Annotated in this window: 21 protein-coding genes; 9 read left to right on the top strand and 12 right to left on the bottom strand. The window is 48.8% G+C overall.

What is annotated here, in order from left to right; translation table 11 throughout:
* Positions 1–90 precede the first annotated feature (90 nt).
* Positions 91–1536: a BCD family MFS transporter gene (locus tag NZM01_10660; protein ID MCS6960494.1), complete on the top strand. Its 1446-nt coding sequence runs from the start codon at positions 91–93 to the stop codon at positions 1534–1536.
* Here NZM01_10660 and NZM01_10665 read toward each other — a convergent pair whose 3' ends face one another.
* The 3 genes from NZM01_10665 to NZM01_10675 are packed head-to-tail and all read right to left on the bottom strand — an operon-like array spanning position 1537 to position 4594.
* A complete protein-coding gene (locus NZM01_10665) occupies positions 1537–1920 on the bottom strand; it encodes a response regulator (protein ID MCS6960495.1) in 384 nt (127 codons plus the stop codon).
* A 6-nt stretch (positions 1921–1926) separates the two neighbouring features.
* Positions 1927–2733 carry a MinD/ParA family protein gene (locus NZM01_10670; protein MCS6960496.1) on the bottom strand — a complete coding sequence of 269 codons (807 nt, stop codon included), beginning with the start codon at positions 2731–2733 and terminating at the stop codon, positions 1927–1929.
* A gap of 4 nt (positions 2734–2737) precedes the next feature.
* On the bottom strand, positions 2738–4594 hold the full coding sequence (locus NZM01_10675) for a TolC family protein (protein ID MCS6960497.1): 1857 nt from the start codon (positions 4592–4594) through the stop codon (positions 2738–2740).
* A 272-nt stretch (positions 4595–4866) separates the two neighbouring features.
* Here NZM01_10675 and NZM01_10680 point away from each other — a divergent pair, with 272 nt between their 5' ends.
* Positions 4867–7278, top strand: a complete 2412-nt coding sequence (locus NZM01_10680) for a phosphoketolase family protein (GenBank protein ID MCS6960498.1) — start codon at positions 4867–4869, stop codon at positions 7276–7278.
* Positions 7279–7321: 43 nt separating this feature from the next.
* On the opposite strand, the gene aat is transcribed toward NZM01_10680, so the two are convergent.
* Positions 7322–7930 carry a leucyl/phenylalanyl-tRNA--protein transferase gene (gene aat / locus NZM01_10685; GenBank protein ID MCS6960499.1) on the bottom strand — a complete coding sequence of 203 codons (609 nt, stop codon included), beginning with the start codon at positions 7928–7930 and terminating at the stop codon, positions 7322–7324.
* Between the two features lie 239 nt (positions 7931–8169).
* Between aat and rpsU the strand changes: the two genes are divergently transcribed.
* Positions 8170–8358 carry a 30S ribosomal protein S21 gene (gene rpsU, locus NZM01_10690; protein MCS6960500.1) on the top strand — a complete coding sequence of 63 codons (189 nt, stop codon included), beginning with the start codon at positions 8170–8172 and terminating at the stop codon, positions 8356–8358.
* A gap of 2 nt (positions 8359–8360) precedes the next feature.
* Here the strand turns inward: rpsU and NZM01_10695 are convergent, their stop codons facing one another.
* The 3 genes from NZM01_10695 to NZM01_10705 all read right to left on the bottom strand — a co-directional run bounded on the left by NZM01_10695 (position 8361) and on the right by NZM01_10705 (position 11656).
* Positions 8361–9203 (bottom strand): peptidoglycan DD-metalloendopeptidase family protein, encoded by an 843-nt coding sequence (locus NZM01_10695; protein ID MCS6960501.1) that lies wholly within the window; start codon positions 9201–9203, stop codon positions 8361–8363.
* A gap of 129 nt (positions 9204–9332) precedes the next feature.
* Positions 9333–11381: an endonuclease MutS2 gene (locus NZM01_10700; protein ID MCS6960502.1), complete on the bottom strand. Its 2049-nt coding sequence runs from the start codon at positions 11379–11381 to the stop codon at positions 9333–9335.
* A gap of 38 nt (positions 11382–11419) precedes the next feature.
* A complete protein-coding gene (locus NZM01_10705; protein ID MCS6960503.1) occupies positions 11420–11656 on the bottom strand; it encodes a hypothetical protein in 237 nt (78 codons plus the stop codon).
* A gap of 266 nt (positions 11657–11922) precedes the next feature.
* Between NZM01_10705 and NZM01_10710 the strand changes: the two genes are divergently transcribed.
* Positions 11923–13413, top strand: a complete 1491-nt coding sequence (locus NZM01_10710; protein ID MCS6960504.1) for a hybrid sensor histidine kinase/response regulator — start codon at positions 11923–11925, stop codon at positions 13411–13413.
* Here the strand turns inward: NZM01_10710 and NZM01_10715 are convergent.
* Positions 13391–13771, bottom strand: coding sequence for an AbrB family transcriptional regulator (locus NZM01_10715; GenBank protein ID MCS6960505.1), 381 nt, complete (start codon positions 13769–13771; stop codon positions 13391–13393). The genes NZM01_10710 and NZM01_10715 overlap by 23 nt on opposite strands.
* 167 nt (positions 13772–13938) lie before the next feature.
* Here NZM01_10715 and NZM01_10720 point away from each other — a divergent pair, with 167 nt between their 5' ends.
* From NZM01_10720 to NZM01_10735, 4 genes are read left to right on the top strand one after another with little or no spacing between them, the layout of a single operon-like run.
* Complete coding sequence (locus tag NZM01_10720) at positions 13939–14289, top strand: histidine triad nucleotide-binding protein (GenBank protein ID MCS6960506.1); 351 nt, start codon at positions 13939–13941, stop codon at positions 14287–14289.
* A 23-nt stretch (positions 14290–14312) separates the two neighbouring features.
* Positions 14313–15833 carry an NAD(P)H-hydrate dehydratase gene (locus NZM01_10725; GenBank protein MCS6960507.1) on the top strand — a complete coding sequence of 507 codons (1521 nt, stop codon included), beginning with the start codon at positions 14313–14315 and terminating at the stop codon, positions 15831–15833.
* A 44-nt stretch (positions 15834–15877) separates the two neighbouring features.
* Positions 15878–17071, top strand: coding sequence for a HEAT repeat domain-containing protein (locus NZM01_10730; GenBank protein ID MCS6960508.1), 1194 nt, complete (start codon positions 15878–15880; stop codon positions 17069–17071).
* Positions 17061–18071 (top strand): pseudouridine synthase, encoded by a 1011-nt coding sequence (locus tag NZM01_10735; protein ID MCS6960509.1) that lies wholly within the window; start codon positions 17061–17063, stop codon positions 18069–18071. Before NZM01_10730 ends, NZM01_10735 begins: the two co-directional genes overlap by 11 nt.
* Here NZM01_10735 and frr read toward each other — a convergent pair.
* Genes frr through NZM01_10750 form a run of 3 tightly spaced genes read right to left on the bottom strand, consistent with a single transcriptional unit; the run spans position 18068 to position 19858 of the window.
* Complete coding sequence (gene frr, locus NZM01_10740; GenBank protein ID MCS6960510.1) at positions 18068–18616, bottom strand: ribosome recycling factor; 549 nt, start codon at positions 18614–18616, stop codon at positions 18068–18070. The genes NZM01_10735 and frr overlap by 4 nt on opposite strands.
* A 25-nt stretch (positions 18617–18641) precedes the next feature.
* Positions 18642–19607, bottom strand: coding sequence for a Gfo/Idh/MocA family oxidoreductase (locus NZM01_10745; GenBank protein MCS6960511.1), 966 nt, complete (start codon positions 19605–19607; stop codon positions 18642–18644).
* Positions 19607–19858, bottom strand: a complete 252-nt coding sequence (locus tag NZM01_10750; protein MCS6960512.1) for a hypothetical protein — start codon at positions 19856–19858, stop codon at positions 19607–19609. The genes NZM01_10745 and NZM01_10750 overlap by 1 nt, the downstream gene beginning before the upstream one ends.
* Positions 19859–19976: 118 nt before the next feature.
* Between NZM01_10750 and NZM01_10755 the strand changes: the two genes are divergently transcribed.
* Positions 19977–22388, top strand: coding sequence for a tetratricopeptide repeat protein (locus NZM01_10755; protein MCS6960513.1), 2412 nt, complete (start codon positions 19977–19979; stop codon positions 22386–22388).
* On the opposite strand, the gene NZM01_10760 is transcribed toward NZM01_10755, so the two are convergent.
* Positions 22371–23735, bottom strand: coding sequence for an aminotransferase class V-fold PLP-dependent enzyme (locus NZM01_10760; protein MCS6960514.1), 1365 nt, complete (start codon positions 23733–23735; stop codon positions 22371–22373). The genes NZM01_10755 and NZM01_10760 overlap by 18 nt on opposite strands.
* Positions 23736–23739 lie beyond the last annotated feature (4 nt).

Raw genomic sequence — 23739 nt, forward strand, 5'->3', positions numbered from 1 at the left:
AGCAGTGTACAGAGGTTTTGTAATCTGCTATACAGTTTCTTTATATTCTTGGCAACTAGCTATAATAACCCTAGACACTAGCGTAGGGACATGACAGCAACAGTTAATCCACCAAAACTTCCCCTCAGGGAGATGTTTCGCCTTGGTCTGTTTCAGCTGGGCTTGGGTATTATGAACCTCCTCACCTTGGGTTTACTCAACCGTGTCATGATCAATGAATTGGCAATTCCCCCAGCGATCGCGGCGGGTTTGAGTGCTATTCCCCTGTTTATGTCCCCAGCGCGGGTGTGGTTTGGGCAGTTGTCAGACAGTAAACCTCTGTGGGGGTATCACCGCAGCAGCTATGTCTGGTTGGGTTCAGCCCTGTTTAGTTTTTCTGTGTGGTTAGCCTTGCAATCTCTCTGGCAATTGGGGGAAAGTTTATACACCCAGGATTGGTCTGCTTTGACAATTACTTGGTTGATTGTACTAGCTTTGCTGTTTGCTGTTTTTGGTCTGACCTTGAGCATGAGTTCTACCCCCTTTGCTGCCCTACTGGTGGACATTACCGATGAGGAAGAGCGATCGCGGCTAGTAGGGGTTGTCTGGTCTTTGTTGATGGTGGGAATTGTCATTGGGGCAATCACTGTTGCCCGCTTGCTGGGTACTCCCGCTGCCGAAGTGAACCCCAAAGAAGCGATCAGTGTCTTTAGTGATCCCATTAGAGCCACGGCGTTGCGGGGAGCGATCGATCGGGTGTTTATTATCGTTCCCAGTGTTGTGGTGGCTTTGAGTTTCCTGGCTACCTGGGGCATAGAGAAGCGCTATTCCCGCTTTGGGGAGCGCATAGTCGATCGGGAGGATCAAATTGGGTTACGGCAAGCCCTGAAAATCCTGACCACTAGCCGCCAGACCACCAAGTTTTTTGTCTTCCTCATATTTATGACCCTAGGAATATTCATGCAGGATGCGGTGCTAGAACCTTACGGGGCAACAGTTTTTGGTATGAGTATTGGGGAGACCACGAAGTTGAATGCTCCCTTTGGTATTGGCACCCTACTAGGGATTAGTTTAAGTGGCTTTTTAATTGCCCCCAGCATCGGCAAACAGAATACGGCTCGCCTAGGTTGCACATCCACAATAGGGACATTGATTTTATTGATCCTAGTAGGAGAAACAGTAGACAAGAATTTACTGCGCCTAGTAGTTCTGTTCTTTGGTTTTGCCTCTGGCATTACTACCACAGGGGCAATTAGTTTGATGTTAGATTTAACAGCAGTCGCCACAGCAGGCACCTTTATTGGGGCTTGGGGGTTAGCTCAGGCAATTGCCCGCGGGTCAGCAACCTTTTTGGGCGGGTTAACCTTAGAAATCGGTAAACAAATTTTTCCCACTCATCTTTTTCCCACTCCTCTGCTTGCCTACAGCTTTGTTTTTAGTTTACAAATTGTAATGATGGCTTTGGCTATTCTCTTGCTCAATCAAGTTAATGTCAAGGAATTCCAGGAAACTACTAAGAAGGCGATTTTGGAGGTAATTGCCAGCGATGTAGAGTGACTATTTCCAGTTAAGAATTCGGGCAATTTGTTCGGCGAGGTGGATAGCACTAAAGGGTTTAGCAATGACCCCTGCCACGTCTAGCTCCTGGTAACGCTTATAGTCTTTGTTACTGACTTTAGCAGTGATGAGAATAACTGGTATGCCTTTTAATTTATCATTTTCCTTTATTCTTTTGTAGACGGAAATACCGTCCAAGTGAGGCATGGACACATCTAGTAAAATCACATCAAAAGTAAATGTATTTAGAAAATCTAAACCTTGCTCTCCTGAATAGGTACTGACTACATTCCAACCCGCCAGTTCTTCCAGGGCGGCTTGAATAATGAGGCACATGTCAGGTTGGTCATCAATCACCAGTACATTCTTATTTTTAGGTACCATATACCCTCAGCGTCGTTGGAATAGATTTTTCAAAAAAGGATTAGCTTCCCCACTGCTAGGTTGGTGAATCTGTTGAGCGATCGCTTGGTAGGCTTGACTTAAAACATGGTCAGGGTAACGTAAATAGAATAAATCCCGACTTGCCAATTCCATCATTTCTTCGCTGTTGGGCAACAGAGCAGCCACTTTCGCTTGATAGGTTTTTTCCACTTGTTCTTTTACTTGTTCTGGTATGAATTTAGCTGGTACACGATTGACTACTAACAGTAGACGATTGACATTCAACCGACGGGCAATATCGACAATTACGGCTGTCCCCTGAAAATCTTGCTGGTCAGGGCGCAGTATAACTACTAGGGTATGGGCTAAGCTAAGGGACAGGAGTGTTTCTTCATTGATGCCAGGGTGAGTATCAATAAACAAATAATCTAATTTCAATTGCTCCCCTACCTTCTTTAAGCCGTCCTGTAGTCGTTTAACATTGTAACCGTCCCGTAAAATCTTGCTGATTTCCGAAATATCCATACTGGCGGGGATCAGGAGAATTTGCCCCTTTTTTGCCTTGATCGGTGCAGGGGTGACATCGTAGCTGCTTTCCTGCAGGGTACAGCGATTCCACAAATAGTCATTTAAGGTCTTCTTCACACTTTTAGGGGAAAGGTTGAATAAAATATGAATGCCCGGAGATTGAATGTCCGTGTCTATGATCCCCACTTTCTGTCCCATCGCCGCTACAGCAGTAGCTACATTAGCGGTGGTGTTAGATTTGCCTGTCCCACCCCGAAAAGAATGTACTGGTATAATCTTAGTCATAGGTTTATGGTGCTGTAGATTGTGCGGTAGCCCCGATCGCTCGTTGCAAAGCGGCAAAAGCGCGGTTGTAGTCTAAAATAGCACGGCTGAGGTTCACCTGCGCCTGGGTTAACTGAGTCTCCGAAGTGAGGGTTTCAATTTGCGTACCTACTCCTGCCTGGAAGCGGAGACGAGCTAAACGCAGGGCATTCTCCCCCTGTTCTACCACTAAGCGAGCTGCTTCTACATTTCTGGCACTGGCTTGCAGTTGGGCGTAGGCTTCCCTTACTTCCCGTTGGATTTGGTTCTTAATTTGTTCTAGGCGTAGGAGAGCGATTTCCTGGGACTTGTCCGCCTGTTCAGCTCTGTTTTTTGCCCTGCCCCAGTCAATTAAATTCCAGGTTAAATTTACCCCTAGGGCATAACCTGCTCCTAGTCCCCTAGCAGCACTCTCACTCCTACTATCAGTATTAGTAAATACGGTACTAAAGGAAGCGGATAAATTGAGATTGGGGGAGAGTTCCGCCAGGGCACGGGCTTTTTGTTCACGGAAGAATTGACTCTGCTCTAGTTGTTGCAGCAGTTCCAGGCGGTTCTGTAAAGCTAACTCGATCGTTTCCGCTAAAGTTTTATCCCAAGTTGCCGCCAAACGGGTCGGGGGATCCGCGGGTTCAGGCAGGACATTAGGGGGCAAATTGAGTAACTCCGCCAGACGACTAGCAGCTATCTGTACTTGGGACTGGGCCCGTACTAACCTTTGTAAAACGTTCCCCTGTTGCACAGAAGCACTCAGTTCATCAAATCTAGTGCCCAAACCTGCTTCCTTAAGGGCGGTAGCATCTGACCTACTGCGGTTGGCTTCCTTGAGGGCAGCTTCCTCAATGCGGATTTGTTCTTTGGCATCCTGCAGTTCGTAATAGGCATTGCTGATATTTAACCGCAAATTCGCCCGAATAATTTTGACTGCCAAATCGGCAATATTGACCTGAATTGCTGCCGCTTTGACATCTCGTTCCCGCCGCCCAAAACTGGATATGTTGTAGGAGACAGTAAAATCCGCCTGCACTCTGGTTGTGGGAGATGCCCCCCCACCGATAAGACTTAAAGCCTGACTTTGCTGTTGCTGGGCATTATTCAGTTCTTCTCGAATAGCTTGTAGTTGTTGTTCCCGTTGCATGAAACCGATCGGGTCAGCAAACTGGTCTGGCGCTGGCTGGGACTGGAGGAAGGAGAGCTGATTATTGAGTTCACCTATCCGTTGTTGGGCAAAGCTGAAATTGCGCAAGCCTTGGGAGCGACCAACCTGGGCGGCAATATCTTCATCAGCACTGAGAGTACGATTTAGACCTAAGTTAAAATCCAAGCTAGGGAAAAATCCCAGCTTAATTTCCTGTAAACTTAGTTGCGCCCGTTCTAATTCTTTGCGGGCAATTTTTAATTCCTGACTTTCTGCCTCTCCCCTGGCGATCGCTTCCTCTAGAGTGAAAGGGATCGTTTCTGGTTTGGCGGAAGCAACCTGAGTAGGTACAGGGTCGGAAGGGGATTTATTAATAATCGTTGGGTCGCTGCCACCCCGTACTATATCTATCTGCACTACCTCGATCGGCATAAACTCCCCTGCCAGGATCAAACTTGGTTCGTATACCTCTAACCACCGACTATCAATCTGTTCCTGTAGTCTCTCGTGAGTTAGCAAAACTTGTGTTGCAGGTTGACTGCCCAGGGGTAGTTGCTCCTTACCTAAGCTCCCTATCTCGGCTCCCACTGGTAAACTCGGCTCGTAGATTGCCTGTGACCAGCTATCGATTTGCTCCCGCAGAACTAGCCTAGGGAATAACTCTGCTCTTCCAGCTCCCACCCATCCTAGCCAGAAGAGCGACATTCCGGCTGCCCACCAACTCCTCATCCCGGAAAATCATAAACCACCGTCAAAATCTTACATTAGTTCGGTTACACCAGTCTAGCTAGCACTTCCCACCTAGCTCCCCCTATTAGTTCAAGGAAATTTACATCAATTACAGTTAGTAACTTGATAAAAGTTAAGCAAAATTAAGAAACATTACGCTATACACCAAAAAATAAAGAAAACAAGAAATATACTGCCAAAGCCAATCGATCGGAGTAAAGATACTCATAGAGCGCTAAATAACAGCTATGACAGTCGCAACCTTTGCTGAAAAGGAGACCCTCTCCCCCGAAGAACTAGAGAAAATACATGCCTACTGGCGTGCCTGCAACTATTTGGCAGTGGGGATGATCTACCTGCGGGACAATCCCTTGTTGAAGGAGCCATTAAAGCCAGAGCACGTCAAGTATCGGCTGCTGGGACACTGGGGGTCAACACCGGGCTTAAGTTTCATCTATGTCCACCTCAATCGTTTGATCAAGAAATATGACCTCAACATGATTTTCTTGGCAGGGCCTGGGCATGGGGCACCCGGCGTATTAGCGCCTGTCTATCTGGAAGGTACTTATTCCGAGGTTTATCCCGACAAAAGCGAAGATGAGGAGGGAATGCAGAAATTTTTCAAGCAATTTTCCTTCCCAGGGCACATTGGCAGCCACGTCACCCCCGAAACCCCCGGCTCTATCCATGAGGGGGGCGAACTCGGTTACAGTCTGTCCCATGCTTTTGGTGCTGTATTTGACAATCCTGACCTCATTGCTGCCTGTGTAGTAGGAGACGGGGAAGCGGAAACAGGACCCTTGGCAACAGCTTGGCACTCTAATAAATTCCTCAATCCTATCCGCGATGGTGCAGTTTTGCCTATCCTGCATTTGAACGGGTACAAAATTGCTAACCCCACCCTGTTATCCCGCATTTCCCATGAGGAATTAGAGTCCCTCTTCCGTGGGTATGGCTACACCCCCTATTTTGTGGAAGGGTCAGAGCCGATGGAGATGCATCAAAAGATGGCAAGGGTGCTAGAGGATTGCATTACCCAAATTCGCCAAATCCAACTAGAGGCAAGGAGTACGGGCAAGCCCTTCCGTCCCAAGTGGCCCATGATTGTCCTCCGCACCCCCAAGGGTTGGACTGGTCCCCAGGAAGTAGATGGTCACAAAGTAGAGGGATTCTGGCGTTCCCACCAAGTACCGCTGTCAGGGATGCATAAAAATCCTGAGCATCTTAGACTCCTGGAACAGTGGCTAAAGAGCTATAAGCCAGAGGACTTGTTCGATGAGAACGGTCGCTTACGCCCCGAACTAAAGGAACTGGCTCCCAAGGGCAATCGCCGTATGAGTGCCAATCCCGTCACCAATGGCGGTGTCGTGCGCAAGGACTTAGTGATGCCTGATTTTCGCGATTATGCCGTTGATGTTCCCAGCCCTGGGGTGGTGGAGGCGGAAAATACCAAAATTATGGGCATCTTCCTGCGGGACGTGATGAAGAAGAATATGCACAATTTCCGTGTCTTCGGTCCCGATGAAACAGCTTCCAATAAACTCCATGCCCTCTACGAGGTGACTAAGAAAGCTTGGTTGGCGGATTATTTACCGGAGGATGAGGACGGTGGTCATCTCTCCCCCGATGGACGGGTGATGGAAATGTTGAGTGAGCACACCCTAGAAGGTTGGTTAGAGGGCTATTTGCTCACGGGGCGGCATGGCTTATTCCACACCTACGAAGCTTTTGCCCATGTGATTGACTCCATGGTGAATCAGCACGCTAAATGGTTGGACATCTGTCGCCATGAAGTGCCTTGGCGTTCCCCTATCTCCTCATTGAATATCCTGCTATCTTCGGTGGTGTGGCGGCAAGACCACAATGGTTTTAGCCATCAAGACCCTGGGTTTATTGACCTAGTTACTAACAAAAGTGCAGCTGTTACCCGCATCTATTTGCCCCCGGATGCTAACTGTCTCCTGTCGGTCACGGACCACTGTCTGCGCAGTAAGGGCTATGTCAATGTCATTGTCGCCGATAAGCAAATGCACCTGCAGTACCTGACGATGGAGGAGGCAATTAAGCACTGCACCAAGGGGATCGGTATCTGGGAGTGGGCTAGTAATGATGACTGCGGTAAGGAACCGGATATTCCCGATGTGGTCATGGCTTGCTGTGGTGATATTCCCACGATGGAGTCTCTGGCAGCAACGGCAATCCTACGGGAGGAATTCCCTGAGCTGAAGGTGCGCTTTATAAATGTCGTGGACTTGTTTAAGTTGCAACCGGAAACGGAACACCCCCACGGACTCTCCGATCGGGATTTCGATACCCTATTCACACCCGACAAGCCGGTTATCTTCAACTTCCACGGCTATCCCTGGCTCATTCACAAGCTCACCTACCGCCGTACTAACCAAGAGCGCATTCATGTGCGGGGCTACAAGGAGGAGGGGAATATTAATACGCCTTTGGAACTAGCTATCCGCAACCAAATCGATCGGTTCAACCTGGTCATTGATGTCATCGATCGGGTGCCGAAGTTACAATCCCGCGCTGCCTATGTCAAGGAACGGATGAAGAACGCCATCATTGACAATCTCAACTATGCGCGGGAGCATGGCATTGACAAAGAGGAGATTACTAACTGGAAGTGGCCCTACGGTCGCGAGTGTTAGCTAGTTTTTATTGCCAAACTGGGGGAGCCGCTAGGCTCCTTTTTTAGTCTAGAAAGCAACATTTTTGCTTGATTGCCCTCTGCAGCAGCTGGCGGTATTCCCTATCCGGAATTTCGTAGGCACCAAAGCGGGCGAGATGGGGATTCATCAACTGGGCATCAAAGAGGAGAAATTGCCGTGCTCGTAGGTGCTCTACCAGCTTGACCATAGCCACCTTGGAGCCATCGGGAATGCGGTAGAACATCGACTCACCAATGAAAGCACAGCCGATCGTGATCCCCAGAATCCCCCCCGCTAATTCCTCTCCCTGCCAGGTCTCAAAACTATGGGCATAGCCCCGCTGCCGTAACTCCCCGTAAATTTGCTTCAGTTCTGGCGAAATCCACGTATCTACCCGATCGGCGCATCCTTCTACTACCCGAGGGAATGCCTGGTTGATCCCCACTGTAAACCAGTTTTGGTTGAGGGCACGACGCAGGGATTTGGGGTAGCGAAACCTCCCATCCAGGGGGATCAAGGTACGTACTTTGGTGCCGTACCATCCCAATTGCCCCCTTTCATCCGCCATGAGGAAGTAGCCCTGGCTATAGCCCGCTAAAATTTCCCCTATTTCCAAGCCCCGCTCCCACACTAAAAAGGGGGATAAAAACACGCTCCCCCACGACATACTATATTGTTTTTGACGTTCAAGACCTTTATTAAGCTGGTCCCGTTTGAATCTGTACTCATTCTGACGTAAAAATTTGCTAACCTGGGGATCACTTAATCTTTTTTTTATATTCCCCTAGAGGGATGATATTTTAGGTCAAAGTACTTAAGCCCTTGGGTAGGGATCGGCGTAAGGGGGCAGATTTTGTCTATAATAGGAAAGCAATCTAGTAAAAGGACTGTATGACCCAGATCATTGTCGGGGAAAACGAAGGGATCGAGTCGGCACTGCGGCGGTTTAAGAAGAAAATCCAAAAGGCAGGCTTAATTGCTGATGTGAGACGGTGTCAGCACTACGAAACTCCTGCCGAAAAACGTAAGCGCAAAGCCGAGAATGCCCGCCGCCGTAATCGCTTCCGTCGCCCGTTGTAGGTTTAACTAGCAGCTACATCAAACAAAATATAACGCAGGGGTAGGACTGCCAAGGGGTCAAGGAGTTGCTCCTCTTTAATAACTTCAAAGTGCAAGTGGGGACCCGTGCTCCTGCCAGTGCTACCTACCTCCGCGATCGGTTGCCCCTGTTTAACGGTCTGCCCTACACTGACAAACAAACGGTTGTTGTGGGCATAGAGAGTTTCCGTGCCGTCAAAGTGCCTAATCACTACTTTGTTGCCATAACCGCCGTCATCCCAACCTGCTTCCTTGACTACACCGTCGGCAGCGGCAAGGATGGGAGTACCGATGGGAGCAGCAATATCAATCCCTTTATGTAGTCGTCTGTCCCCTGTGATGGGATGAATCCGCCATCCAAATCCTGCTGTTAATTCACCAATAAGGGGCCAGATAAAACTACTCTTTACCCTGTGGTGCAGAGCTGCTACCTGGTTGGGTAACTGGACTGTCCAGTGTTTGGGGCTGAGGGGTGTTAAATAAAGGGGATCATTGCCGATCGGGAAATCGGGCGCAAATTCGACCACCAGACGGGTCGTGCCTGGTTCAGGTTGTCCCACACGCACTTCCTGGATAGCGTTACCAATGGGGCGTTTGACCGTAGGACGATGGAAAACTGTCCCTGGCAAATCGATGACCAATCTAGTAGGGTCAGTAATCACCATCCCCCTGGGTTGTACTTCTGCCTGAGTGGAAAACTCAAGACGATTTTCTGACAGATTGAAGACAAAAGTTTCTAACCGATTGGATTTGGCAAGGGCTGCATCAGCCGCCATAATGGCTCCCGCACAGGTAGCAGAAACTAGAGACAAAAATTTGCGCATCATAGTCTTTCCTGTCGGTATGGGGACAAAGGCAGGCAAATTTGCCAGAAAGGGCACTGCCTAATCCCGTGTTAGCATACACCAAGTTGCCGAATGTGACTACTGTTTTTGGCAAAGTCAGGAGAGTAATGCTCAGCCTTTTGGCAGGGGTGCCACATCCTTACAGGGGAGGGTCATTTTCAGGGTGCCCAGCCGGACGGAGATTTCCCCTGCCCCATTGGGAGCCGTAAGGACTTGTCCAACTTTATCAAGGGGAATAATCTTCACCCGATCGCCTACCTGGGGTATATATTCCTGCTCTGTGGCTGGGGGAGGGGGAGGCAGATGGCGTTTTTGCAGCTCTTCCACTCGTTTTTCTGCCCATTGCACATCAGCCACAGTTTGATTGCTGTTTTGCAGTTTGCGGATGACGCGGGCAATTTCCTTTTTCGCTTGGGCGATTGCCTGTTTAACTTCCTGTTCCTGCTGGCGACGTAGTTCCTGGTACTGAGTGCGCAGATTACCCGACTTGAGGAGAATTTCCTGATGGAGGCGCTCCGTATCCTTGAGGAGTTGGGTGACCAGGGCGGTTTTTTGCTCCTGTTCCCGCCGTTGCTGTTCGAGGGCACCGATAACGCGGTTAATCTCTTCTGTCCCCAAACCGACTTGCGCCTGCGCCCGTTCTAAGATGGATTGTGGTACCCCTAATCTCTTAGCAATAATGAGGGCTTTCGATCGTCCTGGGATACCCCATAGGAGGCGATAGGTGGGAGCTAAGGAAACATCGTCAAACTCAACAGAAGCGTTTTCAAAGCGGGGGTCGCGATACTTGAGGGCTTTCAGTTCGCCAAAGTGGGTAGTAGCAACGGTGAGGCGAGCATGCCCAGCAAAGTGTTCGAGGAGGGCGGCAGCCAGAGCACTGCCTTCTGTGGGGTCTGTACCCGCTCCCACTTCGTCCAACAGTACTAGAGATTGGGGAGTAGCTTGGTGCAGTATGCGCACAATGCGAGTGATGTGCCCCGAAAAGGTGGAGAGGTTTTGCTCCAAGGACTGCTCATCGCCGATGTCGGCTAATACATGGTCAAACCAGGGCAGACAAACTGGCTCCTGGGCAGGGATGAATAACCCCGCCTTTGCCATCAGGGCAGCTAGTCCCAAGGTTTTGAGCGTGGCAGTTTTCCCACCTGTGTTGGGACCAGTGATGACAACAGCGGTGACTGTGGGCGGGATTTTGATGTCGATGGGTACAACGGGGTGTCCCTGTTCATGGCGTTCTTGCCATACCAGGAGTGGGTGACGCAGTTGCTGGAGATTAATAGGTGTATCCCGATCGCCAAACTGAGGGGGAGATGCCTGTAACCAATAGGCGTAGCGGGCACGGGCAAGGGCTAGGTCAATCTTGGTGACCACTTCCACCATGTACAGGAGATCGGAGGCAACAGCGGTGACTTTTTCGCTGAGATGTCGTAATATCTGGGCAATTTCCCGCTCTTCCTGGGCTTGCAGTTGCCGTAGTTGATTATTTTTCGGTACGAGGGCTTCTGGTTCTACAAATAGGGTCATGCCACTACTAGAGCTGTCATGGACTACCCCTGGAATTTGGTCTTTATGGCTGGCTTTAACCGCAAGGACGTAACGATCGTTTCTCTGCATCACCACCAATTCCTGTAGGGCGGAGGCTTTCCGCTGCATGAGGGCTTGCAAACTTTGCCAGATGTGGTCTTTGAGGGTGCGTAGATTCTGGCGGATGCTAGCTAACTTATCAGAGGCTCGTTCCAGAACAGTGCCACTTTCATCAATACAGTGGTAGATTGCCTGCTCTAGTTCGGGATAGGTACGCAAGTCACCCACCATACTTTGCAACAGGGGAAACCCATCCCGATTTTCCAGGCTGCGGCGTAACTGGCGTGCACCATTGAGGGTACTGGCTATATCCACCAGCTCCATGGCTGAGAGGGTTCCCTGCCGTTCTGCCCGCTTCAAGGCATCGGTAATGTCGCGAATCCCCTCTAGGGATAGACCACCTGGTACCACTGCATCTAGGCGGTAGCACTCCGCCGTCTGTTGCAAGAGGATTTGACTGGTCTCGATCGAGTCTGGGATAGCCAGTGCCAATGCGCGATTTCTGCCCAATTTGGTGGTGGCAAAGGTAGAAAGATGTTTACATAGGCGTTGCCACTCCAGCAGTTCTAGGGTTTCCATCCAGTCTTGTGTAGGGTTATCTCATTATAAGATTGCCCTCAATTCCCCTGCGACTCTTCTGCAGTTGCCTCTGGGGGCGGTGCTGGCTTTGGGGGCTGGGGCTTGGGACCACGCACGAGGGCAGGGGGGATGGCAGGTTTGGCGGCTTCTCGCTTCTGGTTGCGATCGCGGGAACGGGGTTTTTTACGGTTACGGTCTTGCTTTTCCGTTGGGGCAGGCTGATCAGTTGCTTCCTGGGGGGGCAAGTCAGATTTTTTAATGGGTCGCTCAACCATAAAATTTTTGTTAAAAGCAATACATGCATCTTAACCTAGGTTTGCCTAATTCCCTTGCCCAACATCAGCAGAACTGGCTAAGGTAGTAAACTTTGTCAACTGGGAAGTTTTCCAGGGGGAGTATCTGCCCCTAGCTCCCCTGATAATAGGTTACTCCCCAAAACTGAGGGACTGCAATATAAGTTAACAAATTTCTATCTAAATTCTGTAGTTTTTTTGTCTGCAGAAAAAGAGGGGCAAAATGGAAGAGACCTTAGGCAGTTGTTATGGAATTTGACCTGCAACCGTTTCTGGAAGCCTTGCCGCTGCCTGTCATGGTGCGGAGTGAGCTAGGTATTATGACCAATCAGTTGTGGCAAGAACACTGTCGTGGGGAGCTGAGTAATTGGGAATTACACCAGGGCAAGTTAGGCGGTATTTTTGCTGATTGGGAGATCATTGTTGCTCAGCACAAACCTGTCTTTGACAACAGCGCCCAACAGGGGAGAGTAAAGCCCGAATTGCTAACCTGTGTTACCCATGAATTACGCTCCCCTTTGACGGTAGTTTTGGGCATGACAGAGCTCTTGGAGCGACAACTACATCACCACCTCACTGAACAACAACGGCATTACCTGAAAGCTATTCACCGCAGCGGTCATCGGCTAGCACAGGTCATCAGCACAATGGTGGATGTCACCCAGGCGGAAACGGGACACCTCAAGCTGCACCTGACGACGGTTAAAATTCTTCCCCTCTGCCAGCAGGTCATCCAACAACTACAACAGCAGGACTTACCCCGACCTCCCCGCATCAACTTGGCAATTGCCCCTGACGTTGACACGATCGTGGCTGATCCCTCTCGGCTGCAGCAAATGTTAGGGCATCTATTGCACAATGCCTGTCAGTTTAGTGCTAAAGACCAGGTGCCAGAAGTGGAACTCAGAGTAGAGGCATGGCAGAACTGGATGGCTTTCTCTGTGTGGCACAGAAGCATTGCTAAGGGAGACCAGAGGTTGCCGCCGGGGGGAAATTTTAGTGACCCAGGCTTGGGGTTAATTCTCACGAGACACCTAGCTCGCTTGCATGGGGGAGATGTGACGTTTCGTTCCTACTCAGGCAAAGGCAATGAGTTTACCCTGCTGCTGCCCTCGGCTCCCCTCAGCTGTCCCTATCGCCAGTTAGTCCTAATTGCCGAAGTCAATCCCCAGCAGATTACCACTATTGCCGACGCTGTTAGCCAAGCCCAGTTCTTCCCTGTGGTTGCCCGATCGGGGGTTGAAGCCCTCGAAAAAGCTCGCCAGTTCCGTCCTGTGTGTATTTTTGCCAACTACAACCTACCGTTATTGGGGGGCAAGGACATAAGGTATCTGTTGCAGCAGGATAGCCAGTGCCGATCGATTCCTCTCAAACTGTATCAGCAAATTAGTGCCGACCAAGTACGAGAATTCCTACCTAAAAGGACAGAAAAAATTCTCTGCATCGCTTGCCAGGATTGGACAGAAACCAATAGCCTGCCCTTCCGTTGTATGACCGTCGACGATGTGGAGCAAGCAGAACGATTTGCCCCCCTCTGGCAACCTAACTTGATTGTACTAGGGCAGGCAACAATGCTCGATCGGATTTACACAAACACTTACCTAGGTCGTGTACCGATCGTGGTGAGAAATAGCCCCCCTTCTGTGCCGCGGCAAGTCAAATTAGTTAGTTGTCCAGAGGGAGAATTACTAGCGACTTTGCAGCAACTCTTAGGGACTATTCCGCCAGAGAGGAATTAACTGGGCGCAGGTGGATATGTTTCCGTCCCAAGCGAATTTCCAATTCATCCCCCGGTTGCAACCCCATCATTTGCGTATAGGTAGAACCGATCAGCAGGTTACCATTTTTCTGCACACTAACACGATAGCTAGCACTTCTGCCCCCCCGACCAGAATGTTTACCACGAGTTAGTCCTTCTGCTTCAAACACAGCAGCATTCAAATTGTTGAGGAACTTCATCATATTGACGCGGTTCTTGCCATCGCGGGTAACAGTAATATACCCACAGGCTTTCGCCTTTTCCTTCTCGCTGAGGTGATCCAATTCTTTAACTTTCTTAAGGAGTGCTTCTCCCGTCAGTGCAACTTGTTTTACCATTTGTTTACCTATATCCCTACACTTGTTAGTTGAACTAATGGCTATTTTACTCACCTATTTCCTAATTTGTCACTACATTTCCTTGATAAGAAGCCCAAAATTGGGGGCGGACTTGCATCGGTGGGCAAATTCCTATAAAACTAGCTAAGTACATCACCTAACGCACCATGACTAACAGTCCTGACACAATTTTTAGCAAGATTATCCGCCGCGAGATTCCGGCCACGATCGTCTATGAAGATGATCTAGCCCTGGCATTTCGGGATATTAACCCCCAGGCACCAGTCCATATCTTGGTGATTCCCAAACAAGCAATTCCCACCATTGCGGACGCAACTGCAGCGGACCAAAGTCTGCTTGGGCATCTATTATTAGTGGCAGCCAAAGTTGCCAAACAGGAAAATTTAGACCAGGGTTATCGCTTGGTCATCAACTGTGGACCCCAGGGCGGACAGACAGTTTACCATCTCCATATTCATGTTTTGGGGGGACGATCGATGCATTGGCCCCCAGGTTGAGTGCCAGTCTTAGCCACAAAATTATGAAATTATTAAAAGCACAAGAAATGCAAGCCTTAGACCGTCAAGCGATCGAGGGGATAGGCATACCTAGTTTAGTTTTGATGGAGAGAGCCGCCTTAGGAGTAGTGACTGCTGTGAGGTGGGAGCTGGCCCATTGTCGGCGGTTTCTGGTAATAGCAGGTAAAGGCAATAACGGGGGGGATGGTTTAGCCATAGTCCGTCAATTACATCTCCTGGGTTACTCCGTAGATTATGTTTTAGGTTTAGGGGATGACCTCAAGGGGGATGCCCAAGTCCAGTACCATATTCTCCAGAATTTGGGATTGTCGCCCCTGTCGGTTGTCGATTTTGCCCGCTATGACCTCATTGTGGATGCTCTATTCGGCACAGGATTTACGCCACCGCCAAGGGGGGCAGGGCAGATGTGGATCGAGAGGATGAATGGGGCAGGGCTACCGATCGTGGCTGTTGATATACCATCGGGACTGATGGCAGACAGTGGTAGGGCAGTTACCCCTGCTGTGAGTGCAACTCTGACGGTGACATTTCAATTTCCTAAACTTTGTCATTTCCTCCATCCTGCTAGCAAAAACTGCGGCAAACTCTATGTGGCAGACATAGGTATCCCCAAGACCTTGGCAGAGGGCATCAACAGGGAAGTTCTCCTCACAGTCTCCCTCCCCCCTCGACCAGTGGATGCCCATAAGGGTTCGATGGGTCATGTATTGTTGATTGGGGGCAGTAGTGGCAAGACTGGGGCAGTGATGATGGCAGCCAGGGCAAGTACCCGATCGGGGGCAGGTTTGGTGACGGTGGGTGTACCTAGCGGTCTCAACCAGATTGTGGAAACAGTGCTCCTAGAGGAGATGAGTATGCCTTTACCAGGGCAAGAGAGACTGGCAGCGGATTCTCCAGAACTAATCCTGGCAATGCAGGACAGATTTACGGCGGTGGCGGTGGGGATGGGTATGGATCGCTATAGTGGGGGTAGGGCGGTTGTGAGAGAATTAGTCCGCCAGGTGCAACCACCTCTTTTGTTAGACGCTGATGCCCTCAATAATCTGGCAGATGAGGGAGTTGACTTACTCAAAGAGCGGGTGGGGATAACCATCCTCACTCCCCATGTGGGGGAATTCCACAGATTGAGTGGATTGGCCAAAACAGAGATTGGCGAAAATCTAACCGATGTCGCCCAGGCATTTGCCCAGCGGTGGGGCTGTTACATCGTGCTCAAATCCGCCCGCACAGCGATCGCTACTCCCCAGGGGCAGGTCTATCTCTCAACCCGCGGCAGTGCTGCTATGGCGAAGGGAGGGATGGGAGATGTCCTAGCAGGTGTGCTCACGGCTCTCTTGGGCAGGGGATTAGAACCAATTGTTGCCCTGCAAATCGGTGTATTTGTCCATGGTCTAGCAGGGGAAGTAGCAGCCACAGAAAAACACCAAGAAAGTGTACGCACGATCGATGTTATAGAAGCTTTACCCCAGGCTTTTCGGCTAGTGGAAACAGGGAAATTTTCCCCCTCTTTTATCAGTTTCTGAGGATAGCCTAGTATGGTATCAAAAAGGGCATTTCGGAGTAACAGATGAACGATCGGTTTCTACGCATTTACGCTATGACCGAGGCAGAGGCGATTACTCTCCTAGACAAGCCCAAAGCTGACCTGGGGGTAGGGGATGTGAGGTATGTAGCCGCTGCCCACTTGGTTAACTTTAACACGCCAGAATCCCGATCGGCGCTGATGCGGGCTGTAGCCAGAAAAGACGACGACTTAGATAACAGAATTGTGCGACGGAAAGCAGCGGAGAGCTTAGGCAAACTCCAGGCAAAAGAAGCGATTCCCTTGTTAGTGGCATGCCTAGGGGAGACCGATCGTTATTTAGTGGAAAACTGTGTGTGGGCATTGGGGGAAATGCAGGTCCAGGAGGAGGAAATTTTGGCTAAGATTGCCAGTTTATTGACCGCCCAAGACCAATCTTATCGCGTCATTTTGCAGACTTTACGGAAGCTAGGCTATCAGCCAGCCGTACCTCAAGTGAGAAAATTTGTTGACCATCCTGACCCAGGCATTGCCAGTGCGGCTTTGAGTGCTTTAGCAGTCTTAGATGGGGATTTAACCAATTTTGCCCGGGTACTAGATTTCCTGTGGCATAGTAGTCCCATGGTGCGGCGGATGGCTATTCAAGATATTGTCGATGCCCAATATATTTCTGCTATCCCTGCGATTGCTTGTGCACCTGTCTCTTTGGTTTTTCGTGTGCGGGGAATTAAACTCCTGGCAGAAACTAATTCCTTACCTAAGGCACAATATCAGTCTTACTTAGAGCAGTGTTTAATTGACCATCCCTCTACCCTCCGCTTACTACACAAATATAATGATATGCCGAGCCTCGATCGATTAGTCCAAGACCTCTACGACACGGATTTTGGCAAGTGTTACTTAGCTACTCTGACAATTTTGCAACACTATCCTGATGTAGCAGGGGCGCGCCTGGTAGAGGAATTTTATACAGGGGAGGCTCGCAATGACTATGGTGCTCATTACCATGTGGTCAAGCTAATTGGCTGGCTTAAGTATACCCCTGGTTACGATGTCTTGATGGAGGCATTACACAATACCCAACCGCAATTTCAAAAATCCCGATCGGGTGCTGCTATTAGCCTAGGCGAATTAGGGGATAAACGGGCAATACCTGAGCTAAAAAAATACCTAAATTCTCCTATTTGGGAGTTGCAATACTGTGCAGAAATGGCACTGCAGCGGTTAAATGGTGGATAAAACTATCTATCACAAGCTTGCCCAAATAAAACGCCGTATGCAAGAGCTAGCTGTATCCCCTGTGCGTGAGGAATACAATCGATTGTGGTCAGAATTTCAGAGGGAATACCAAGCCCTAGTGGCTAGGCATAAACAACAAAAACAAGACCGGCTAGTTCTTAGACAGATGCTACAGCAGCAAGGAGCAGAAACAGAGTTAGCTCACCTCGATCGCCTCAGCTATTTGGAAAAACGGGAAAGACGAGATTTACGGCGCAGCTGGCAGCTAATACTGCAACCCTTAGCCGCAGAAATAAGAGCCATTGACAAAGAGCTACAACAACTGCAAGACGAATACAGACAAACAGTAGCACAACAGCAGGAAAAGCTCCTGCAGGAGTACCTCTCATTACCAGAGCAAATGGTAGAGATTGTCTATCAGGATAGGGACATAGTGGTAATCAACAAACCTCCTGGACTCCTATCTGTACCTGGACTCCATTGTGTGGATAGTGCCTTCACGCGCTTAAAACGTCAACTGGTCACAGAGCATATTTATCCCGTCCATCGTCTGGATCAAGCTACCTCTGGTCTGTTACTGTTTGCCTTAAATCCCCAAACACAACATCAGCTGGCGAAAAACTGGCACGATCGGGTGTATAAAATCTACGAAGCCCTCATAGCCAAAGAAATTACCGCAGAGGCAGGAGAAATTAACTTGCCCCTTGGCAGAATCGCTCCCCCCCGCTACGGTGTAGTAGCCCAAGGGAAAAACAGTCGCACTAAATTTCAGGTCACCGATCGGGGCATACCCAGCCGTTTGATTTTAGTTCCCCATACAGGACGTACCCACCAACTGCGTGTACATTGCCTTGCCTACTTTGGCTGTCCCATTTGGGGAGACACTCTCTATGGCTGTCAACAGAATGCCCCCCGCCTCTATCTCCATGCTAGAGAATTACACTTTGTTCACCCCCGTACTGGTCAGGGGCTAGAACTAGTACAGCCCACGCCTTTTTAGATACTGGAAATTTCTTTTTCTTTATCCGCTTGAATTTGCTCTAGCTTTTTGATGTATTTTTCTGTCAGTTTTTCCACCTGTTCCTGGAGCTTTTTCGCTTCATCTTCGGAAATAGTTTTGTTTTTCTCTTCCTTCTTCACCATGTCCATGGCATCACGGCGCACATTCCGAATAGCTACCTTTCCTTCCTCTGCTAATTTCCCCACCATCTTCACCAATTCCTTCCGTCGTTCTGCTGTCAAAGGCGGAATGTTCAAGCGAATACTATGACCATCGTTGTTGGGGGGCAACCCTAAATCCGATTCACTAATTGCTCGCTCGATTGAATTCAAGGTGCTGCGATCAAAGGGCTGAATTAACAAGGTAGTGGCATCCGGTGTGTTGATACTAGCTAGAGACTTTAAGGGCGTAGGAGTACCATAGTATTCCACCATAATCCGATCGAGGAGCGCTGCGTTTGCCCGTCCCGTGCGCACCGTATTGAAATTACTCTGGGTGGCTTCAATACACTTTTGCATCCTTGCCTCTATTTCGTCTAACTTCATAACCTTTCCTCCAGTCTTTCCCAGTCTATACTAAATCAATTATTTTGTCAGTCTCGGCTGCCAATCGGCAAGCTTCCGCGACTTGGAGGGCATAGAGAGAACTAGAGGGCTGGACGTAAAGTGGTTTTCCTTCTAACAAATGGGCTATCACCTGTTGCGTATCGATGGCAAAGAGACCCCGACTCGGAGCGACCGTCAGTGTAACTTCCCCCTCAGTATTGACCAACTTGCCACTATCACCCTGGAAGAATAAGCCCCCCCGCTCCCCGTGAATTTCTAAACTCCGTTCTGCTTGCCAACAGTATTCGCCTTTGCTGTAGTGCAGGTTAACGATCGTACCGTTACGGAAAATTAACTGGGCATCGCAGTAGCAATAACTGTACCTCTGGGGTAAATGCTCACCCCGATAACGCACCTGACAGCTTACCTGGGCTACCTCACCCCAAACGGCTGTAAATCGATGCAAGCGGGATAGAGCACCAATCAGGGGAAAGCCATAGCGATCGGGGTAATAGGTCCACTTATCAGGGGCAGGGCGCTGGGGAGATTTTGTCCCATAGCGAGCAAAAAATACCTGACCGATCTGGGGCAAATGTGTCACCATGGCTTGATGGACACCCCCTAAAAGTTCAATGTGTTCAATATGCAATAGTTTGCTGTGCCTTTGTGCTAGCTCCGCCAAAGCTAACCCTTCATGGTAGGTCAGAGCAGGTGGATATTCTACTACCACATGTTTGCCAGATTCTAGGGCCAGTCTAGCTATGGGGTAATGGTCACTATTAGTATTAGCAACGACAATTAGGTCTACTGCTGGTAGGTTGATGAGGTCTTCACTGTGGGGAAAAACTGCACAATTAAACTTTTCCGCTAAGCTGGATAGACGGTGGGGAGTGCCTGCATAACCAACGATTTTTATGTCTGGATACTGGGCAAACAATTCTCCCCGCAAATTGGCAACAAAGCCTGTGCCGACAATACCAACGCCGATCATTAGCGCAACCGCCGCAGACGGGAGGGAGGCAGCCGCTTCATTTTTGTCTTCAGGAGCGAGCGATTAGTGGTGCGATTGACCCAGCGGGCAAACTGTTCCCAGACAGGCTCAGGGATAAAGCGATTACCCAGGTAGGAGAGGGCAACGAGAATAGAAATAGGAACAAAGGTGTGACTATCTCTGCCACCAACAAAGAGCAGTAATGCTGAGGTAATGATCGTCGAGACGAGAAAAAATTGTAGTTTGGACATACACCTCGGTTAGGGGTCTAGCTTGATTATACACAGAGGTAGGGGACTTATTGCAGGCTAACATTCTCTCCTACCTCACAGAAATGTTACCTTAACTCTAGGGTCACTGGTTATAGGTATGTTGTCGGGAAAAATCCTTGGCTTTTTTGCCCTGCTGCTCTACATTTTAGTTACTGTCACCCCCGATATTTACTGGCAGAATGTAGTGTTGACCCCCCACATGATTGCTTACCCCTTTGTTGTGTTTTGGCAGGGGGGACTGATTTTAATGGTTGTTTTATTCCTGCTCCGTCTGTATCCCCAGGGGCGACCCTTTTATCTATTTGGCAATGGCATCGATCGGTGGATTCTAATTGTAATTGCTATTTTATTTGTTAACTGTGTTTTTGCCCAATTCAAACCCCAGGCAGTATGGCAGGGCAGTATAGCTTTGGCATTTATTACAGTCGCTTATGCTCTGTGGCAGGAATTGAAAATTAGCCAGAATCCAATTGGTCTGTTGAAGTTTCACGCTCTCCTACAAACAATTTATATTATCGAAAGTTTGCTCCTCTGGTCAAGTCAAAAATTATTACCCCAATGGCAACATATACAACTCCTAAATAAGGGAGGTATCGATCGTTATTTCCATCCCTTTAGGGAAAACTTACACAATGCTTTACCCTCTGGTGATAGTAATTATGTAGCTGGTTACGTAGTATTAGCACTGCCGCTACTTTGGACTTTAGCAATTACAGAAAAGGGCTTCTGGCAAAAGCTAGGATTGGGGGGATTTGTTTTGGGTTTGCTAGCTTTGTTTAGTACCAGTTCCTATGTTGGTTTAGTGGGTTTAACTATCATGCTACTTAGTTTTCTATTCTGCCTAGGCAAACGATCCCGTCTTAGTTGGGTTAGTGTTTTGGCAGTGGGGGTACTGTTGACAATTTTTGTGATGGCTAACAGCTACTTGCGCAATTTAGTTGTATCCCCAGGCAATCATAGGGAATGGTTTTACCGATCGGTTACTAACACAGTAGGCTGGGAAATTGGTGAATCCCATTGGTTAATTGGTGCTGGGATAGGGTCAGTTCCTTTGCTGTATCAAAAATTTCGACCAAGTTGGGCAATTAATCTTGCTGAAATGGATTTTCAAGTGCACAGTACTCCCTTGCAAATTTGGGCGGAGCTAGGGATTGCGGGTATTTTACTATTGTTATGGCTATTATTTTTACTATTGCGAGTTAATTGGCGACCCCAGGCTAATGCCCGTTACAATATGTGGCGGGAGGGGGTAACAATTGGTTTAGTGGGCTATTTGGGTGTGGCGATTTTAGATTATCAGATCGATGTTTTAGCAATTAGTATAACCCTGATAATTTATTTGTTAGTTTGGTTATACTGGAGTGATAGTCGGGAATGTATTTTTGTGCCCCGTTGGCGCAAGGCTGTCTCTTTATCAGGTTGGGCATTATTGTTAGGCAGTATAGTTTGGGTTGTCCCGATAGACTGGGCTTGGTATTTATCTAGTCAAGCTTTTGCCGATTTACGGGTTTACCGCACTACGGAGGCAGAAACAGCCTTTGACCAATTTCAAACCAAGTTAAGCCGTGCTCTCCAACTAGCTCCTTGGGAAAGTTATTACGCTAGTCAATTGGGGTGGAATTTAGGTTGGAAGGGTTGGCATGGGCAAGATGAGCTAGAGACAGATAGGCAGTTAGGAATTGATTACTTACAGCAAGCTATAAAAACTAATCCCTACCAAGAGTTTAACTACCATCAGTTAGGCTGGTTACTCTACAAGCAAGGAAATGTACAATCGGCAGAAATAGCATTCCGTCGAGCCATAGAATTACTACCCCATCGACCCGCTTTGCATTTTGGTTTGGGATTGACTCTGTTGCGGCAGGGTAAAGATGAAGCCGCTATCAAGGCAATTGTGGAAGAATGTTTATTTCATCCCCTGTTTATTACTAGCCCCCTGTGGCGTACTCAACAACTGCAGGGTATTTATGCTTCTGTTACTGATGTGTTAGCGCAGGAGTACCAGGCAAAAAAACGGGACTTAAATTTAGCAGTACTAAATTGGTGGTTAGGTAAACCGCAGGCAGTGCAAGAATTACGATCGGTTAAACAACCAATTGCTACACTTCTAGCGGATGTAATCGAAGACCGCCGTGATCAGCTCCAACAAATTATTGACCAGCCTAAAACGGCAACTGAGAAACTCATCAGTGCCTGGTATAATCCACAAAAGCGACCAAATCTGATCCGCCAAGCTTGGCTACAGGCAACGGAGGATGCCTATTCCGATCGGGCGGAACTAATTATTCAATCTCTTACAAATAGAATGAATTCATCGACTAATTTTGATCAATTTCTCCGCTCCCCACTCCCACTTTTTACCCCCCTCAATTGGAAAAAGCCGACGGTCAGGACAGGATTTGGGGTGATGAGTCGTCATGTGGATGGTCCTGACCCCTTTGATTTATTTGTGGTGGAAAAGAATGCTATTTTTGCCCTTTTCTGGTCAGATTTATTCCGCGCCAACTAGGACTTCTATGCCTTTTTCCCACCCTGGGATAATGCCTCCCGCTGCCACCACTGCTTCTAAGTAGGCAATAGTTTCTTTCTCTACTATTTCCCCCGGTAAAATAACAGGAATGCCAGGGGGATAGGGGCAAATTATACTACCACTAATACGACCGATCGCGGCTGGAGGTGCTACGGTTTCTTTGGGAGCAAAATAGGCTTGGCGGGGAGTAAGGACGGGTTGCTGGATGGAAGAAAAGTCATAGGGAGGAATAGTAATTTTGCGGCAGGGCATAGGGTATTCCTGCAGCAGAGTAATTAACCGATCGATGTCTTCCACCTCTGTACCAATTGTTAAAGCAAATACCAAATGTTGTAGTGTTGGCAATTCGGCAATGAGGGGAGGTGATTGATGACATAACCACTGATCGAGGTCAAAGCCTGTACCTGTAGGGGGAATTGCTGTAATGCGACTGGGGTCATCGAAACTTGTCAACCAATCCACTCTGGCTTTTAACTTTTCACTCCAAGTCAGCACCTTTTCTAATAAAAACTGCCCCTCTGTTGCTAGCAACCGTCGACTACTGTCAATAGAAGCTAACAAGGGCAAACTAGGACTAGTACTTTTCAACAAAGACAAAGCCCGATCGATCGTTTCTCCCCCAATCAAATCACTTTTGAGATGCAAAATAGCAGTCTGGGTCAAAGAAACAGCCGTTTTATGGGTGGATTGCACCACTAAATCAGCCCCTAGAGAGAGGGGAGCAGGGGGAAACCCAGGATGAAACCCCAAATGGGCACCATGGGCACTGTCTAGGAGAAGGGGAATACCCTGATCGTGACACAACCTTACCCATTGCTCTACCTCCCCACACACCCCGTAGTAGTTGGGACTGACTAGAAATACTGCCTGAGTGTCAGGATGCTGCTGCAAAGCCACCTCCAAAGTGCTGGGACTGACACCCAAATCTACCCCTGTGGTATCAAGTTCTGTGGCTAAATAAACAGGCACAGTGCCTGCCAAAACCATCCCCCCAATAGTTGACCTGTGACAATTCCGCCCCACCAAAATTTTTGCTCCAGGAAAAGCCAGGAACATAGCCTGAATCCCGATCGTTGCCCCATTGGTGAGAAACCATGACCGCTGCGCCCCCACCAAATCAGCCGCTAAACTTTCCGCCTCCTCGATCGCTGCCTCTACCCCTGGTAATTCTGGCACATCCGATCGCCATAGACCTCCTCCCCACAAATGGGATAAAAATGGGTCATACCCCTTACCCCGATGCCCTGGGAAATAGAAAGCTGTGGGTGGCTGTCTAAAATAACGATCGAGAATCGCCAGTATGGGAGCTTCCTGTTGGTCAGCCATGAAT

It is taken from the genome of Pseudanabaenaceae cyanobacterium SKYG29, assembly GCA_025055675.1.
Lineage (GTDB): Bacteria > Cyanobacteriota > Cyanobacteriia > Pseudanabaenales > Pseudanabaenaceae > M5B4.

Coding starts and splice junctions, on each gene's coding strand:
- NZM01_10735 (MCS6960509.1), top strand. CDS start 17,061: ATGGTGGATAAAACTATCTATCACAAGCTTGCCCAAATAAAACGCCGT.
- NZM01_10760 (MCS6960514.1), bottom strand. CDS start 23,735: ATGGCTGACCAACAGGAAGCTCCCATACTGGCGATTCTCGATCGTTAT.
- NZM01_10670 (MCS6960496.1), bottom strand. CDS start 2,733: ATGACTAAGATTATACCAGTACATTCTTTTCGGGGTGGGACAGGCAAA.
- NZM01_10705 (MCS6960503.1), bottom strand. CDS start 11,656: ATGGTTGAGCGACCCATTAAAAAATCTGACTTGCCCCCCCAGGAAGCA.
- rpsU (MCS6960500.1), top strand. CDS start 8,170: ATGACCCAGATCATTGTCGGGGAAAACGAAGGGATCGAGTCGGCACTG.
- frr (MCS6960510.1), bottom strand. CDS start 18,616: ATGAAGTTAGACGAAATAGAGGCAAGGATGCAAAAGTGTATTGAAGCC.
- NZM01_10710 (MCS6960504.1), top strand. CDS start 11,923: ATGGAATTTGACCTGCAACCGTTTCTGGAAGCCTTGCCGCTGCCTGTC.
- NZM01_10730 (MCS6960508.1), top strand. CDS start 15,878: ATGAACGATCGGTTTCTACGCATTTACGCTATGACCGAGGCAGAGGCG.
- NZM01_10675 (MCS6960497.1), bottom strand. CDS start 4,594: ATGTCGCTCTTCTGGCTAGGATGGGTGGGAGCTGGAAGAGCAGAGTTA.
- NZM01_10745 (MCS6960511.1), bottom strand. CDS start 19,607: ATGATCGGCGTTGGTATTGTCGGCACAGGCTTTGTTGCCAATTTGCGG.
- NZM01_10715 (MCS6960505.1), bottom strand. CDS start 13,771: ATGGTAAAACAAGTTGCACTGACGGGAGAAGCACTCCTTAAGAAAGTT.
- NZM01_10695 (MCS6960501.1), bottom strand. CDS start 9,203: ATGATGCGCAAATTTTTGTCTCTAGTTTCTGCTACCTGTGCGGGAGCC.
- NZM01_10680 (MCS6960498.1), top strand. CDS start 4,867: ATGACAGTCGCAACCTTTGCTGAAAAGGAGACCCTCTCCCCCGAAGAA.
- NZM01_10665 (MCS6960495.1), bottom strand. CDS start 1,920: ATGGTACCTAAAAATAAGAATGTACTGGTGATTGATGACCAACCTGAC.
- NZM01_10755 (MCS6960513.1), top strand. CDS start 19,977: ATGTTGTCGGGAAAAATCCTTGGCTTTTTTGCCCTGCTGCTCTACATT.
- NZM01_10660 (MCS6960494.1), top strand. CDS start 91: ATGACAGCAACAGTTAATCCACCAAAACTTCCCCTCAGGGAGATGTTT.
- NZM01_10720 (MCS6960506.1), top strand. CDS start 13,939: ATGACTAACAGTCCTGACACAATTTTTAGCAAGATTATCCGCCGCGAG.
- NZM01_10725 (MCS6960507.1), top strand. CDS start 14,313: ATGAAATTATTAAAAGCACAAGAAATGCAAGCCTTAGACCGTCAAGCG.
- NZM01_10750 (MCS6960512.1), bottom strand. CDS start 19,858: ATGTCCAAACTACAATTTTTTCTCGTCTCGACGATCATTACCTCAGCA.
- NZM01_10700 (MCS6960502.1), bottom strand. CDS start 11,381: ATGGAAACCCTAGAACTGCTGGAGTGGCAACGCCTATGTAAACATCTT.